Origin of the sequence: Lederbergia citrisecunda, assembly GCF_018343695.1 — a bacterium.
GTDB lineage: Bacteria > Bacillota > Bacilli > Bacillales > Bacillaceae_C > Lederbergia > Lederbergia citrisecunda.
The window spans coordinates 102,218-117,643 of the sequence record NZ_JAGYPJ010000002.1; the positions used below are offsets into that span (position 1 = coordinate 102,218).

The following is a 15,426-nucleotide window of genomic DNA, read 5'->3' on the forward strand; positions in this document are numbered from 1 at the left end:
ATTCTATTCAGTTTATAATTCAAATAATTTCCACATTTTGGAGATACACGATATTTATATATATAATCGCATCACTTATAATAAAGGTAGATTGGATAAAGCAGGAGTAGTAAAGGTGGGAATGTTTCGGTGAAAGTGATTCTTATAGACGATGAACCATTGGCCCTTGCTTACTTAGAGAAACTACTAGGTGAAATCGATAATCTTACCATTATGGGGAAGTATAGCAATCCGCGAATTGCATTAGATGCAATAATGCGTGATAAACCAGATCTTGTTTTTCTTGATATTGAAATGCCAGAGATCAATGGAATGGAATTAGCAGAACAAATCCAAAACGATATGCCTGAAATAAAAATTGTTTTCATTACGGCTTATGACACATATGCTGTAAAAGCGTTTGAACTTAATGCGTTGGATTATATTGTTAAACCCGTTAAACGTGACCGACTGTTTGATACAATCCGTCGTCTTCCCGGCATTGACAAGACAAAATTAGAACCATCCCATTCAATGATGGTTTGCTGTTTTCAAACACTAAGCTTTTGTTCATCTGATGATGAGTCATATACCATTGATGTTCATTGGCGTACATTTAAAGCACGAGAACTGTTTGCGTTTCTCATTCAACATCGTAATCAACCTGTCCGCAAAGATGTAATTCTAGATTTATTTTGGCCAGAAACGGATTGGAAAAAAGGCTTTCCGCAACTATATGCGACTATTTACCAAATTCGTAAAACATTACAATCTATCAATGTCAATATTAGTATTACTAGTTCAGAAAATAGCTATAAACTAGATTTTAACGATGTATTGTTGGATGTGGATGTATGGGAAAAAGGAATGAACGAGTTACCTATCGTAACAAGTGATACTCTTCCAAAATATCAAAAGCTTTTAAACTTTTATATTGGAGATTATTTAGCATCTGATGATTATTTATGGGCTGAAGGCGAGCGAGAAAGATTAAGGGGACTTTGGCTTCAATATGTAAAGAAGGTTACCGATTATTTAGTTTTTAGAGGTGATTATCCAGAAGCCATCACTCTTTATCATCGTGTCCAAGCTCTTCATCCTTACTTTGATGATAGTTATTTTATGCTAATGAAGTTATATGATGCTTTAGGGGATCGTCCCTCAGTTGAACAGCAATATACCGAATATACTAAGATGTTACTGGATGAATATGGACTAAAACCTACAGATCAAATTAAGACTTGGTATGATCAATGGAAAACAAAAAACCATCAAATATAATCAATGGATGAGCTCATAAAGAACACATCCATTTTTTTTATACAGTTGCGTTGTTACTGAACTGATGGGATTAGGTGGCTATTTTCATAAAGTTACTTAATATTAACATGGAAATATGATTCTTATTTTTTAAAGAGGTATCAACAAATGATGTATGACGTGACGAGGTAAACACTGGTGGGGTAATTGTCATAGTAACATAATACAGAACTTATTAGTTCCAATGTTTTTGTGAAAATGCTATTTCATCAATGTCTGAATTTCAATTTTTCAAAAAAAATGAAAAAGATATTGATTACTTCATTGTCATTTGGTATAATTTTTTAAATATTTAAATGCATTGAAAAGGAATAGTAAGATATGATGAAGCGTTGAGAGAGCTGTTGGTTGGTGTGAAACAGCCGTGGATCAATCTGAACTCGCCTTGAAGCATCCCGCTGAAATGAGAAAGAGTAGGTGGGGACGGGACCTATCCGTTACAGTAGGAGGATGTAGGTTTCTTAAAAACCTGTATCTACTTGAGTGCATACCTTTATTGGTATGAATTAGAGTGGTACCGCGAATGATGACAAAGTCTTTCGTCTCTATATAGAAATAGAGACGAAGGGCTTTTTTTATATTGATCATGCATATATTCAGATATAAGTGAAAGGGCGGTTGTCAAAATGAAAAACGTAGATAAGTATGCGAGAGGCTATTTTATGCCCCCAGAAACAAGCTTGAAATGGGCACAGAAGGAATATATTACGGAAGCACCTACTTGGTGTAGTGTCGATCTTCGAGATGGAAACCAGGCGCTTGTCGTTCCGATGAATCTTGAAGAAAAGCTAGAATATTTTCAATTACTTGTTCAAATCGGTTTTAAAGAAATTGAAGTTGGGTTTCCTGCAGCTTCTGAAACCGAATATACATTTTTGCGTACGTTAATCGAAGAAAATTTAATACCTGATGATGTAACGATTCAAGTTTTAACACAATCAAGAGATCATATTATTAAAAAGACATTTGAATCACTACAAGGAGCTAAAAACGCAGTTGTTCATCTTTATAACTCAACTTCTGTCGCTCAACGTGAACAAGTATTCAAGAAATCAAAAGAAGAAATCGTAGAAATTGCGGTATCTGGAGCAAAATTACTACAAAAATATGCGGCTGAAACAGAAGGAAACTTCAAGTTCCAATATTCACCTGAGAGCTTCACAGGCACGGAAATTAATTTTGCTCTTGAAATTTGTAACAGAGTTCTCGATGTTTGGCAACCGACACCTGATAATAAGGTAATTATTAATTTACCTGCAACAGTAGAAATGTCAATGCCTCACGTGTATGCGAGCCAGATTGAATACATGAGTAACCATATGAACTACAGAGAAAATGTGATTCTGTCACTGCATCCGCATAATGATAGGGGAAGTGGTGTTGCCGACGCGGAGTTGGGACTTCTTGCTGGCGGGGAGAGAATTGAAGGAACGTTGTTTGGAAATGGTGAAAGAACTGGAAATGTGGACATCGTCACACTTGCTTTGAATCTGTATTCACATGGAGTTAACCCTAAGCTTAATTTTGAAAACATTCTTGAAATCAAAGAAGTATATGAGCGCATGACGAAAATGAAGGTAAATGAAAGACAGCCTTATGCAGGAAAGCTTGTATTCGCAGCTTTCTCAGGTTCACATCAAGACGCAATCGCCAAAGGAATGAAATGGCGAGAAGAAAACGAATGTGACACATGGACAGTTCCATATTTGCACATCGATCCTATGGATATTGGAAGGGAATATGAAGGAGACGTCATCCGCATTAACAGTCAGTCTGGTAAAGGCGGGATCGGATATGTGCTTGAGCAGCAGTATGGATTTGATTTACCGCCAAAAATGCGCGAAAGCTTTGGGTATGTTGTGAAAAACGAATCAGACCATTTACAAAAAGAGCTTTTGCCAAATGAAATATATAGTATTTTCACGAAAGAGTATGTGAATGTATCTACACCAGTCGATTTTATACGTTATCGATATACTCAATCAGATGATTTTGAAACAACCGTTAGCGTTAAAATTAATGACGAGAAAGAAGAATTGACTGGTGAAGGAAATGGTAGACTTGATGCAATTAGCAATGCTCTTCAAAAGAGACTTGGAATCCAATATACCGATTTAGTCTACAAAGAGCATGCCCAGGAAATCGGTTCAAGATCAAATGCTGTGTCGTATGTAGGAATCACAGCTTCTGACGGTTCTGTTTATTGGGGAAGCGGAATTGATGCGGATATTATGAATTCTTCTGTTAAGGCACTTTGTAGTGCGGTTAATAATCTGTTGAAAAAGTTGGCGGTTAGTAAGGTGTCGGTGGATATATAGAAGAACAAAAGAGCTAGTCTCAAAATGATGTCCTTGAGGAGTGTCGGTTCGACCTCGGCCACCGCAATGATATCACAGACGGGAATTTTAGCAAAGGTAAAATAATCTTATAGTAATAGATGAGACAGGATAAAGCACCTGTCTTTTTTTATGTCTTAAAAACAAATTTCAATGATTATGAGACGGATAATATTTTAGTAGAATAATATTATTTAGTTGAAGAGATTACAAAATGAATGATGTGGGGGACAAAAGTGATATAAGGATGCTCTATGAGGAACGGATAAAATAGCTATTTGGTAATTATTTTGATAGTGGTAGGGATATCTTTAAAGCAAATTTCAAAGCGAGTTGGAAATAATCAATAATTTACTGATATAATATTTTAATGATAAAATTAACTTGGTTTATTTTTCGCTTAATCTTATTTTAAGAGCGGGGGACCCAAATTATTTATGCGGATATTTCCGTTGTAGGTGAATTCTGAAAAGAAGGGGCTTATCGTTTCCCTTAGTCCTAACCTGAAAGCTAACCTCGTCAGCGTTTTAGAGGAAACAGAATGAATGTATTAAGTTAGTCGGTACCAGCCGTTTTTTTGTTTAAAATCAATTAATTGTTTTCATTCATATCTACTTGTTTCCCTTACCTGAGCAACTCGTTTATCAAAAATCATCATGAAGGTGGGGTAAATAATGAAAAAGTTTACATTAAGTTTAGCAAATCAAATTTTTATCGGTCTTATATTAGGGATAATCGTCGGTGGGATCTTCTATGGAAATGAAACGGCCCAGAGTGTCCTACAGCCATTTGGTGATCTTTTTATCCGATTAATTAAAATGATTGTAGTGCCAATTGTACTTTCTAGTATTATCGTTGCTATAGCTGGTGTTGGTGATTTGAAATCTGTTGGAAAGTTAGGCGCTAAATCTCTTACCTATTTTATCGGTATGACATTAGTTGCCATTGCTGTAGGCCTTATTGCAGCCAATATATTTCAGCCTGGTGCTGGATTAAATATGGACAAGCTAGAGAAAAGTGACATTTCAGGCTATGTACACACTTCAGAGGAACAAGAAGGAAAATCAATTACCGACACCTTACTCCATATTGTTCCTACGAATCCGCTACATGCTATGGTTGAAGGTGATATGCTTGCGATTATTTTCTTTGCAGTTGTATTTGGACTTGGAATTGCAGCTATTGGAGAAAAAGGAAAACCAGTATTGCGTTTCTTCGAAGGTACGGCGAATGCCATGTTTTATGTTACGAACTTATTTATGAAATACGCTCCGATCGGTGTCTTTGCATTAATCGGTGTAACGATTTCTAAATATGGTTTCGAATCACTTATTCCATTAGGTAAGTTAGCCTTTACAGTTTATGGAACCATGATTTTCTTTGTAATAGTGATTTTAGGCTTGATGGCTAAGTTTGTTGGGTTCAGTATTTTTAAGTTAATGAAGATGATTAAAGAAGAGTTAATATTAGCTTTTTCAACATCAAGTTCGGAGACCGTACTTCCGAAAATAATGGACAAAATGGAGCGAGCTGGAAGTCCCAAACACATTGCGACTTTCGTTATTCCAACAGGTTACTCCTTTAATTTGGATGGTTCTGTTTTATATCAAGCAATAGCATCCTTATTTATTGCCCAAATGTATGGTATTGAACTGAGCATTATACAACAAATTACACTAATGTTAGTCTTAATGGTAACGTCTAAAGGTATGGCAGGAGTTCCTGGTGTATCCTTTGTAGTATTATTAGCTACATTTAGTACAATAGGTTTACCTGCTGAAGGATTAGCATTTATTGCTGGTATTGACCGTATTCTAGATATGGGACGTACTGCGGTTAACGTGGTAGGAAATTCATTAGCAGCGATCGTTGTTGCTAAATGGGAAAATCAATTTAACCCTCCTTTTGAAGCTGAAAACATTCAAGAAGCTTAATAAAATTCTCTAAGTCCATTTGGTAAATTTCTATTTATGCCAATATGAAGTCCAATTCACCGACAGTAACAGACAGTGTGTAAAACTGTCAAAACAGACTTTCAACGTTTAATGTTGAAAGTCTGTTTTGTTATCCCTTTATTCATAAAAAACTATTCTTCTGTTTATTGATTTCAATTGTTTCGATAAATTTTTCGATTGTTGGTGTTAAGTAAGTATCGGCTCTTCTTATAAAAACAGTTTTTATCTTGCTGTATTGCTCTGGAAGCTGATGGAATTGAATGAGTCCATCAGCTTCCAACTGTTTAACTTCTGACTTGGGAACGAATGCAATGCCAAGTCCCATAACAACACTTCGCAAGATGGTTTCTAATGTACCGAATTCCATTATTTTTTTGGGGCTAATGTTTTGATCTTTATACCATTCTGCCAGACGTGCTCTGTATCCACAACCTTCACTAAAACATAGAATAGGTTCTTCTTTTAACTCTTCTAGAGTGGAAACACGTGTATCAGAAATTAAAACGAGTTCCTCTTGAAACACTTCATGAGACATAAGGTCTGGATCAAAATCTGATTCTGTAATGAAAGCACCATCCAACTTATGATTTAATACTTCCGTCACTAAGTTTTTAGTAACTCCAGTAAATACAGACAAATCGACATCTTTATATTTTCTAATATAGCTAGACAAAATTTTTGGTAAATGAATGACGGTTTCTATTGTACCAATTTCTAACTTTCCAGACGGTTCTTTATTAGGTTGAACTACTCTTTTCATTTCTTCCTTTAATAATAATATTTTTTTACTATAGGTTAATAGTTTTTTTCCCTCTGGTGTTAAGCTCATACCTCGTCGATGTCGATTAAACAAAGGAGTATTCATTTCAGCCTCTAACTTACGAATTCTAGCTGTAATATTTGATTGTACGTAACTCAACTCTTTTGCTGCTTCTGTAATGGTACCTTTATCTGCAACCAACTGAAAAATCTCTAGGTCTTTAAATTCCACTATTAATCACCCTCGTAATTATTCCATATTCAAATGGTATCACAAAAAGTGATAGTGAATCATCAATAACATTCATTTTACAAGATATCAAAAAGATTAGATAATGAATCAGTCATAATTCAGGGAGGCAGAAAGAACTTGAGAAATAATGTATTATGGGGAGCTGTTTTGTGTTTTATTGCTGCAGTTTCTTGGGGAGCAATGTTTCCTGTAGCACATGCAGCTTTTATACAAATTGATCCTTTTTATTTTACAATCATTCGTTATGGTGCTGTTACGATCATTTTGGTAGCGATGCTATTCTGGAAAGAAGGAAAACAAGCTTTTCGATTTGAAGGTAAAGGTTTGCAGTTATGGTTTTTTGGGACAATGGCATTTACGGTTTATAATCTATTTATCTTCTGGGGAGAAGATTTATTGGGAGAATCAGGAGTAATCGTTGCATCCATTATGGAGTCCTTAATGCCGATGATTTCCATTGTGATATTATGGATGATTTTTAATAAACGTCCACAATCATTCACATTAATATGTGTAATAATGTCATTGATCGGTGCGATGTTAGTCGTTACAAAAGGTGATATTAAAGCATTTCTAGGTGCGACGGAAGATTTTATTCCTTCCATCCTCATATTTTTTGCAGTTATAGGATGGGTTATTTATACAATGGGTGGGAGTAAGTTTAGCAGTTGGTCCGTTTTGCGGTATTCAACCTTAAGCTGTTTACTTGGAACGATAACAGCGGTTGTGATTGTGGCAGGAGCGACACTGTTTGGATATATATCTTTCCCAACAGAAGAAGTTATCATAGCAACAAGCCCGCATTTATTGTTTATGATTATATTTCCTGGCCTTATTGCACTGCTCGGTTGGAACATCGGAGTTAGTATTTTATCACCAATAAATGCACTTTTATTTATTAACTTTGTTCCTGTTACTACACTCTTAGTTTCGATTTTTCAAGGCTATGATGTAACGATGTTTGATATGCTTGGTACTGTTTTCATCATTATTTCACTTTTGGCTAATAATATTTTTATAAGGTTGCAAAAGAAAGAATACAAGGAGCCTATTCGAGCAAATTTGCGTGAACGGGTATCCTAACTAACCCATACGTCTTGTTCTTACAATTTGATGTTGTAGGAAGAAGACGTTTTTTATACTAAACACTTTTTTTCTGCTCCATGGGTATAGTGAACCTCGTTTTTAGGTATTATTGTCATATTGAATGATATTTTTTATTTATTACAATAATAGAAGGAAACCATAAATATGGGTAGAATATAAAATACTAGTAAGGAAATAAAAATCTGGAGGAAATCATGGGAAGATTAATTCATTTTGAAATTCATGTAGATGATATGGAACGTGCAAAGAAGTTTTATGGAGAGGTATTTGGATGGACGTTTGAAGATTGGAGCGATTATGCTGGAATGCCTTATTTTGGAGCAGTAACTGGCGATGCAAATGAGCCTGGAATTAACGGGGCGTTGATGCAACGTCAAAGTGCACCTCCAGTACCAGGACAGGCTATGAATGGCTATACTTGTACAATGGGAGTAGAAGATTACGATTCTACAGAAACCAAAATTCTTAATAATGGCGGTAAGGTCGCAATCGCAAAACATGCTCTGCCTGGAATGGCATGGCAAGGTTACTATGTTGATCCGGAAGGAAACATTATTGGGATTCATCAACCGGATGAGAACGCCAAATAGTATTTGTTCATTATGTAAGTTCGCAGTATCACTAAAGTGGATGGAAATAGAAAAGTAATAGCTTAGTACTTCAACAATCAGGTATTTTCCTTTAAAAAGAAAATGCCTTTTTCAATTTTTGAAGAAGGTTTAACATTTTTGGAAAAGAGATTGATACATATAGATTAGGAGATTCTATGGGAAACAAGCTGGAAATTATACTTTCTTTCTCTGATTTGGTACGAATGGAGGTGACGAAATAATGCATGATTACAAACAATACGATGGGCTAGGATTAGCAGAATTAATTCAGAATAAAGAAGTTAAACCCGAAGAAGTACGAGAGATGGCCATCCGAGAGATTGAGCAAAAAAATGGGAACCTTAATGCGGTTATTCATAAAATTTATGATGATCCAGAGGTAGGAGATCTCGTTCAGTCTAAAGGAATTTTTGCGGGTGTTCCGGTGTTTACGAAAGATATTTCGCAGGAAATAAAAGGAAAACCAATTTCAAGCGGTTCGAAAATTTTAGCTGATTATATTGCAGATCATGACAGTGAGTTTGTCCGTCAAATAATAGATGCGGGTGTCATCATTATGGGTCAAACGAACGTCCCGGAATTTGCGTTAATGGGAATAACGGAACCGGTCTTTTATGGTCCTTCGCGAAATCCTTGGAACACTGATTATACACCTGGTGGCTCAAGTGGAGGATCGGCAGCTGCGGTCGCTTCGGGGATGGTTCCCATTGCAGGTGCAAATGATGGCGGTGGATCTATTCGGATTCCGGCTGCTTTTTGTGGATTATTTGGATTAAAACCAACTCGGGGTCGCACACCGATTGGTCCTGATAGAGGGCGGGTATGGCAAGGGGCTTCCGGAGAGCATATTTTGAGCAGAACGGTGAGGGATAGTGCCGCAATGCTTGACCAGTATCGTTACGATCGAGCATCAGCTTTCATTGCACCACCTTTTAATGGATCATATCTAGAAGCATCGGCAACTCCTATTTCTCGTTCATTAAAAATTGCTTTTACGACAAATTCTCCATTAGGATCCACAGTTGATGATGAATGTAAGGAAGCTGTAAATAAAACAGTTAAGCTTCTTGAAAGTATAGGTCATCATATCATTGAACAAGAAGCACCAATAGATGGTAAAAGGCTAGCTAGTAATTATATGATGTTGTATTTTGCAGAAGTTGCAGCGACTTTGACTTCACTTGAGGAAGTGATTGGACGAAAAGTGAGATTTCAGGATGTAGAACCGACAACATGGATTCTTAGTTTACTAGGCAAAGCCGTGTCTGCAGAAGAATTCTTAACAAGCCTAACATTCTGGGATAAGGCGGCAATCCAAATGGAAAGCTTTCACGACGACTATGACCTCTACATTACGCCTACTACTGCTTATCCACCATCAAGGATTGGTGAACTTGATCAAACCCAATTTGAAAAAATGCTAATCCGAACAATTGGAGGTCTAGGATTGGGAGGAATATTGAAAAAATCAGGCTTTGTTGACAAAATAGCATACAAAAGTCTTGAGCGAACGCCTTTTACACAACTTTCTAATCTAACAGGCCAACCAGCAATAACTCTTCCAATGCATTTAACAAAAGACGGTCTTCCGTGTGGCGTCCAAGTTATGGCAAGACGTGGTGGCGAAGACCTTTTGTTACAACTAGCGGGTCAACTAGAAAAGACGGATTCCTGGATTGATGTAAAAGAAAATCCAACCTATTAATCTTGCAATACGAGATTCTTTTTAAAAGATGTGTATAGTACCATTTATTAAAGATGGAGAACGTTGGATCAATTTTTCATTTCTAGATGTATAAACGAGACATAAGAAAAGCAGAAGCTACTCATGGATAGCTTCTGCTGTCGTTTTAATTATTTTTCTGAAATTGAATCATAATTTCACTCAAAGCCTTGCAAGCTTCTACTGGAACGGCATTGTATGTTGAGGCACGGCAACCTCCTACTGTACGATAACCGTTTATCCCAACAAACCCTCCCTGTTTTGCTTCTTCTAAAAATTTCTTCTCTAATTCTTGATCAGCAAGTTTGAAGGTAATGTTCATTAGAGAACGGCTTTCTGGTTCAGCGTGCCCTACATAAAATCCATTACTTTCGTCAATCGCGTCATAAATGAGCTTTGCTTTTTCTTCATTTTGTTTTGCTAAAGTTTGTAATCCGCCTTTTTCCTCAATCCATCCAAGTACTTCTCCAAGCATATAAATGCCGAAAGTAGGAGGGGTATTAAACAACGAATTATTTTTATAATGAGTACTATATTTTAAAATTGTCGGGACATTCGGATTTGCTTTTTCAATCATGTCTTTACGAATAATGACAACCGTTACCCCAGAAGGACCAAGATTTTTTTGTGCACCGGCGTAGATCATCGCAAATTTGCTAATATCAATAGGTTTTGACATGATGTCACTGGACATATCCGCAATTAATGGAACATCGCCTGTATCCGGGAAATCTCTCCATTGTGTCCCGTAAATGGTGTTGTTCGAAGTGATGTGAATATACGCATCACCTTGATTATATTGTAGGTCATTTATATTAGGGATAAAACGATGGTTCCCCTCTTTACTGCTTGCTGCTTCGTAAGGGTCACCAAGTAGCTTAGCCTCTGTAAATGCTTTTTCAGCCCATACTCCTGTATTTACATAAGCAGCTTTTTGCCCTTTTTGTAAAAAATTCATTGGAATCATTGAAAATTGTAGACTTGCTCCGCCTTGTAAGAAGAGCACTTCGTAATTTTCAGGAATGGAAAAAAGAGTTTTTAACCGAGTAATTGCATTGTTATGTACTTCCTCATAGGTAGAACTGCGATGACTCAATTCCATGACGGACATGCCTGTACCACGGAAATTAAGTAATTCTTGTTGAGCTTTTTCAAGTACAGATGAAGGAAGCGCTGAAGGACCAGCGTTAAAATTGTATACGGGTTGAATTGTTTGCTTCAAAATACTCACTCCAATGTTATTTTGATTTATATATTTTCATTAGCATTTGTTTTTGCCATTGGTACTGAAGTATAAGCGTGAATTGCACAAGAATCGGTGAATCTGTCACTATTGTTGTGCGATTGGGCCAGAACTCAAGATTCAGGACAGAAACGCGAGAAATACTTGATTTCAGTCTCGATTGGGATTGCTTTACGACTAACTTGTAAAACTTGAGTTTGAATTGAAAAGTTCATAGGCGATTACGCCGCCAAGTATGAATTGAGCGGAAATCAACGTACAAGCATCTAACCAATAATCACTCTTTCCTCCGGATATCGGTAATTTTCCTTCTTTTTCTTTCCACCAATAATGAAAAAGAATGAAGTTAATCCGATTCTCCCAACGAACATTAAGAACATAAGTATACATTTCGCAAATATGCTTAGATCTGGCGTAATCCCTAAAGATAATCCAACTGTACCAAATGCAGAGCAAACTTCAACTATTATTTCAATTAGTTGATGTTGTGGATCAGAAATACTTATGGCGACAATTGATATAAAGCACATAATCATAGCTAACGATGTAAAAGCCAGTGATTTCATCATATCTTCTTGATGAATCTCTCGTTTGAAAATTTTGATTGAACGTTTTCCTTTTGCAAAGTTATAAAGAAATAACATATTTAAAGCAAAAGTCGTCGTTCTAATTCCACCACCAACAGAATTTGGAGACCCGCCAATAAACATAAACAGACTAATAACCAACAATGTCGGCAATGTAAGATCGTTAATATCCAATGTAGAGAGCCCAGCACTTCTCGTAGTTGTTGCTTGGAAAAATGCATAGAAAAATCCTTTATGCCATGGCAAATCCTTAAAAAACTGTTGAAACTCTAATAGATAAATCAGAAGAGTCCCGATAACGAGAAGGATTCCGTAGGTGGAAGTGGTTAACTTTGCAAATAATGAAAAATTCCTCTTTCTTCCCAATGCAAATTCTTTTACTTCAATTAATACTGGAAATCCAATTGCTCCCATAATAATCAGAACTATTGTTACGATTTGAACAAAATAATCACCAGCGAAAGGAGCAAGAGACTCTCCCGTAATGTCCATACCAGCATTTGTTGTTGCACTGACGGATGCAAATAAGCCTTGAATAAATGCCTCCTGCCAAGTTGGGAAATATTTTAAGAAATGAATCCCAAATATAAGTGCCCCTGTAATTTCAATAAGGATAACGATTTGCAGGATTTCTTTAATTAATTTTACGAGCCCAGATAATGCATATTGATTATTGTCAACCATGATTAACCTGCGTTCTCGCAAACCAATCTTTCTCCTAAAAATCAGCCAGAAAAACGTACTTATTGCCATAATCCCTATTCCTGCAAATTGCAAGATGATGATGATGACAAAATACCCGAATACACTAAACGTCTCCGCAATATTAAATACTGCCATGCCTGTATCACTAACGACACTGACAGCCATGAAGATTATATCCATCATACTGATGTTGACTCCAGGCCTGTAGACCGCAGGGATGCTGAATAAAAGAATGGATATTAATACTGCGAGTAAATAATATCCAGCAATAACATGGGCAGGTGCGAGATTTTCTAACCAGCTGCGAACTTTCCCCCACATGTATGACAGATCCCTTCAATTTTTTAATATACCTTATCATAATGAATTATGTGTGTAATTTAAAGTATTATTTTATACAATTAATGATATTTTAATTTCTTACCGTTAATACGAGTTTTGAATAATAGGGGGTTACAACATTGGAAAATTCCATTGTACATTTAAGTAAAATATTCGAAGAAAATCGTAATCCAGAAAATGCAATTCCTATGGAAAAGTATATGAAGAACTTATTTCCTTTCCTGGGGATACGATCACCAGAAAGGACGGCGATTACCTCAGGTTGGTTAAAAAGTGTCGGTGTCGTTCCTAACGAATTGTTATCTTCTTTTATTATGGAACTTTGGGAAAGGCATGAAAGAGAATATCAATATGTCGCGTTGGATTATCTTGTTAAAAAGAAAAAATATCTGTTAGAAACAGATATCGATTTAGTGGAATATTTAATCGTAACGAAGTCATGGTGGGATACAGTTGATTTGATAGCAAGCCATTTGGTTGGAGTATTATTTTCAAAGCATCCTCATTTAATCAAAACGTATGGGGAAAAATGGATAGAATCTGAAAATATATGGTTACAGCGTACAATGATTCTATTCCAACTAAAATATAAAGGTCAGACTGACGAGCAGTTGCTATTTTCCATTATTAATCGCACATCTCATATCAATGAATTCTTTATCCAAAAAGCGATTGGTTGGTCATTACGGGAGTATTCAAAAACGAATCCCGAAGTGGTTGCTCAGTTTATTGAGTCACACGAATTATCAAATTTAGCGAAAAGAGAAGGGTTAAAATATGTAGGTAAAAATAGTTAACCACTTTTAACCCCATAAATAATAAAAGCAACGCCAAGAAAGATCCAAACAAATTTTCCAAACGCAATTTTATCGGCTATCCCAAAAAGACCTATAGTGGTAGTGATAATGAGAATAGTTGGCCCAATCAATGCGAGTGAACTATTGATGACCAATGCTTTTTCTACGTCATTATATTTAATCATAAGAAATGCTGCGAATATTTCAATACTTCCAGATAGTAATCGAAGTAGTGCCATGCCAATGACGGCTTTTTCTAATAAGGTAATCATTCTTGGCCTCCTAATGGGTATACTCGTTCCATTATATGTATTACTTGTCCACATCATCACAGAAAATTGCTAAGGGATTTGTATAAGTTTTCTAATTAAATTCGTAGCACGAAATGAAGGTTTCAACATAATCATTTTTCTCTCCACATAAAATGGACAAGAGAGGTTGTCCGCGGGGTGAAATGATGAAAAAATTAATAATATCCTATATCCTTTTATTATTTGGAGCCTTCTTGCAGGGGTTATCCATGTCTTTTTTTCTATTTCCACATTCAATCCCCTCAGGCGGTGCGGCGGGTTTGGCGCTACTCGTTAATCACTGGTTTGGATTTCCCCTCGGTTTATCGTTATGGCTGGCAAATGCTGTTTTTTTAGTGTTTGCTTATCAATATTTTGGTTCTTCGTGGACTTTTCGAACAATTATTGCTGTAGCAACGACCTCTACGACGATCAGTATTTTGGCGTCACAGGTTCCGTTTCCGCATGTACATATTATTTTAGATATTTTGGCTGGTAGCCTATTTTTTGGAATTGGGGTTGGGATATTGATAAGGGTTGGCTCTTCAAGCGGCGGGATGGTGATTCCGGCCTTGATGATTGCATCTTATAAAAACTGGAGTCCTGGCAAGGTGATGATGGTGATTAACCTGATGGTTTTTTTATTAACTTCTCTTGTCATCGATTATAAAATCGTCGTATTTGCCGTCATTTGCCAGTTTCTTTCAACTCGTGTAATTGACTATATTTATGAGCTGAGAATACATAGGATAGCCCTTTTAAGCCCTTATTGGAGAAAAAAATGAGAAGAACCTTAAAAGGAATCTTCTCAAAATAAGATTTTGTATTCTTTTAAATAGGTTAAAACGATGTTTAATGATTCTTCAATCGTCATTTTATCGGCTTCAATGACGATTTCAGGATTGTACGGAACCTCATAAGGCGAACTAATGCCTGTAAAATCTGGGATTTCGCCAATTCTTGCTTTTTTATATAAACCTTTAGGATCACGTTCTTCACACACAGATAGGGGACAATCCATAAATACTTCAATAAATTCTCCTTGTTCAAACATGCTTCGAACAAGCTGTCGATCCTCATCAAAAGGAGAAATAAAAGCAGAAGAAACGATTTGACCACTATCTACAAACAGTTTTGCCACTTCACCGATTCTACGGATATTCTCTTTCCGATCCTCTGCTTTAAAGCTTAAATCTCGATTTAATCCATGGCGGATATTATCTCCATCTAGCACATAGCTGTTAAATCCTCTGTGAAATAATTCAACATCTAAAGCATTTGCCAATGATGATTTTCCCGAACCGGATAAACCAGTAAACCAGAGAACACAGCTTTTATGGCCGTTCCTAAACTTACGATCACTTTTTGTTACTAATGCATCGTGCCATACAATATGACTGCTTTTTCCCATGTCATCAC

The 15,426-nt window shown here is 36.3% G+C and carries 13 protein-coding genes, 1 riboswitch and 1 other annotated feature; of the genes, 8 read left to right on the plus strand and 5 right to left on the minus strand.

Annotated elements, in window-relative coordinates; translation table 11 throughout:
• Positions 1–129: 129 nt before the first annotated feature.
• From KHA93_RS23775 to KHA93_RS22600, 3 genes are all read left to right on the plus strand, one after another.
• Positions 130–1,260, plus strand: a complete 1,131-nt coding sequence (locus KHA93_RS23775) for a response regulator (protein ID WP_213113178.1) — start codon at positions 130–132, stop codon at positions 1,258–1,260.
• A gap of 331 nt (positions 1,261–1,591) precedes the next feature.
• Positions 1,592–1,849, plus strand: a binding site (T-box leader).
• Positions 1,850–1,925: 76 nt separating this feature from the next.
• Positions 1,926–3,617 (plus strand): 2-isopropylmalate synthase, encoded by a 1,692-nt coding sequence (locus KHA93_RS22595; RefSeq protein WP_213113179.1) that lies wholly within the window; start codon positions 1,926–1,928, stop codon positions 3,615–3,617.
• Between the two features lie 405 nt (positions 3,618–4,022).
• Positions 4,023–4,175, plus strand: a riboswitch (cyclic di-AMP (ydaO/yuaA leader).
• A gap of 134 nt (positions 4,176–4,309) precedes the next feature.
• On the plus strand, positions 4,310–5,569 hold the full coding sequence (locus KHA93_RS22600) for a cation:dicarboxylate symporter family transporter (protein WP_213113180.1): 1,260 nt from the start codon (positions 4,310–4,312) through the stop codon (positions 5,567–5,569).
• 142 nt (positions 5,570–5,711) lie between these two features.
• Here KHA93_RS22600 and KHA93_RS22605 read toward each other — a convergent pair whose 3' ends face one another.
• Positions 5,712–6,581, minus strand: a complete 870-nt coding sequence (locus tag KHA93_RS22605) for a LysR family transcriptional regulator (protein ID WP_213113181.1) — start codon at positions 6,579–6,581, stop codon at positions 5,712–5,714.
• A gap of 138 nt (positions 6,582–6,719) precedes the next feature.
• Between KHA93_RS22605 and KHA93_RS22610 the strand changes: the two genes are divergently transcribed.
• From KHA93_RS22610 to KHA93_RS22620, 3 genes are all read left to right on the plus strand, one after another.
• On the plus strand, positions 6,720–7,685 hold the full coding sequence (locus tag KHA93_RS22610; RefSeq protein WP_213113182.1) for a DMT family transporter: 966 nt from the start codon (positions 6,720–6,722) through the stop codon (positions 7,683–7,685).
• Positions 7,686–7,903: 218 nt separating this feature from the next.
• Positions 7,904–8,299, plus strand: coding sequence for a VOC family protein (locus tag KHA93_RS22615; RefSeq protein WP_213113183.1), 396 nt, complete (start codon positions 7,904–7,906; stop codon positions 8,297–8,299).
• A 241-nt stretch (positions 8,300–8,540) separates the two neighbouring features.
• The gene (locus KHA93_RS22620; protein ID WP_213113184.1) at positions 8,541–10,025 is read left to right on the plus strand and encodes an amidase; all 1,485 of its coding nucleotides are present in this window, start codon (positions 8,541–8,543) and stop codon (positions 10,023–10,025) included.
• 145 nt (positions 10,026–10,170) lie between these two features.
• On the opposite strand, the gene serC is transcribed toward KHA93_RS22620, so the two are convergent.
• Both serC and KHA93_RS22630 read right to left on the minus strand, forming a co-directional pair.
• Positions 10,171–11,265 carry a 3-phosphoserine/phosphohydroxythreonine transaminase gene (serC, locus tag KHA93_RS22625; RefSeq protein WP_213113185.1) on the minus strand — a complete coding sequence of 365 codons (1,095 nt, stop codon included), beginning with the start codon at positions 11,263–11,265 and terminating at the stop codon, positions 10,171–10,173.
• Positions 11,266–11,552: 287 nt separating this feature from the next.
• Complete coding sequence (locus KHA93_RS22630; protein ID WP_285891566.1) at positions 11,553–12,899, minus strand: TrkH family potassium uptake protein; 1,347 nt, start codon at positions 12,897–12,899, stop codon at positions 11,553–11,555.
• A 209-nt stretch (positions 12,900–13,108) separates the two neighbouring features.
• Here KHA93_RS22630 and KHA93_RS22635 point away from each other — a divergent pair, with 209 nt between their 5' ends.
• Positions 13,109–13,717: a DNA alkylation repair protein gene (locus KHA93_RS22635; RefSeq protein ID WP_233711641.1), complete on the plus strand. Its 609-nt coding sequence runs from the start codon at positions 13,109–13,111 to the stop codon at positions 13,715–13,717.
• Here the strand turns inward: KHA93_RS22635 and KHA93_RS22640 are convergent.
• Positions 13,714–13,989, minus strand: a complete 276-nt coding sequence (locus KHA93_RS22640) for a YqhV family protein (RefSeq protein ID WP_213113187.1) — start codon at positions 13,987–13,989, stop codon at positions 13,714–13,716. The genes KHA93_RS22635 and KHA93_RS22640 overlap by 4 nt on opposite strands.
• A gap of 185 nt (positions 13,990–14,174) precedes the next feature.
• Between KHA93_RS22640 and KHA93_RS22645 the strand changes: the two genes are divergently transcribed.
• Positions 14,175–14,792: a YitT family protein gene (locus tag KHA93_RS22645; protein ID WP_213113242.1), complete on the plus strand. Its 618-nt coding sequence runs from the start codon at positions 14,175–14,177 to the stop codon at positions 14,790–14,792.
• A gap of 23 nt (positions 14,793–14,815) precedes the next feature.
• On the opposite strand, the gene cysC is transcribed toward KHA93_RS22645, so the two are convergent.
• Positions 14,816–15,418, minus strand: a complete 603-nt coding sequence (cysC, locus tag KHA93_RS22650) for an adenylyl-sulfate kinase (RefSeq protein WP_213113188.1) — start codon at positions 15,416–15,418, stop codon at positions 14,816–14,818.
• Positions 15,419–15,426 lie beyond the last annotated feature (8 nt).

What these genes read in the sequence shown, in the direction of transcription:
- KHA93_RS22595 (WP_213113179.1), top strand. Translation starts at nt 1,926, where the DNA reads ATGAAAAACGTAGATAAGTATGCGAGAGGCTATTTTATGCCCCCAGAA.
- KHA93_RS22600 (WP_213113180.1), top strand. Translation starts at nt 4,310, where the DNA reads ATGAAAAAGTTTACATTAAGTTTAGCAAATCAAATTTTTATCGGTCTT.
- KHA93_RS22615 (WP_213113183.1), top strand. Translation starts at nt 7,904, where the DNA reads ATGGGAAGATTAATTCATTTTGAAATTCATGTAGATGATATGGAACGT.
- KHA93_RS22620 (WP_213113184.1), top strand. Translation starts at nt 8,541, where the DNA reads ATGCATGATTACAAACAATACGATGGGCTAGGATTAGCAGAATTAATT.
- KHA93_RS22630 (WP_285891566.1), bottom strand. Translation starts at nt 12,899, where the DNA reads ATGTGGGGGAAAGTTCGCAGCTGGTTAGAAAATCTCGCACCTGCCCAT.
- KHA93_RS22635 (WP_233711641.1), top strand. Translation starts at nt 13,109, where the DNA reads ATGGAAAAGTATATGAAGAACTTATTTCCTTTCCTGGGGATACGATCA.
- KHA93_RS22640 (WP_213113187.1), bottom strand. Translation starts at nt 13,989, where the DNA reads ATGATTACCTTATTAGAAAAAGCCGTCATTGGCATGGCACTACTTCGA.
- KHA93_RS22645 (WP_213113242.1), top strand. Translation starts at nt 14,175, where the DNA reads ATGAAAAAATTAATAATATCCTATATCCTTTTATTATTTGGAGCCTTC.
- cysC (WP_213113188.1), bottom strand. Translation starts at nt 15,418, where the DNA reads ATGGGAAAAAGCAGTCATATTGTATGGCACGATGCATTAGTAACAAAA.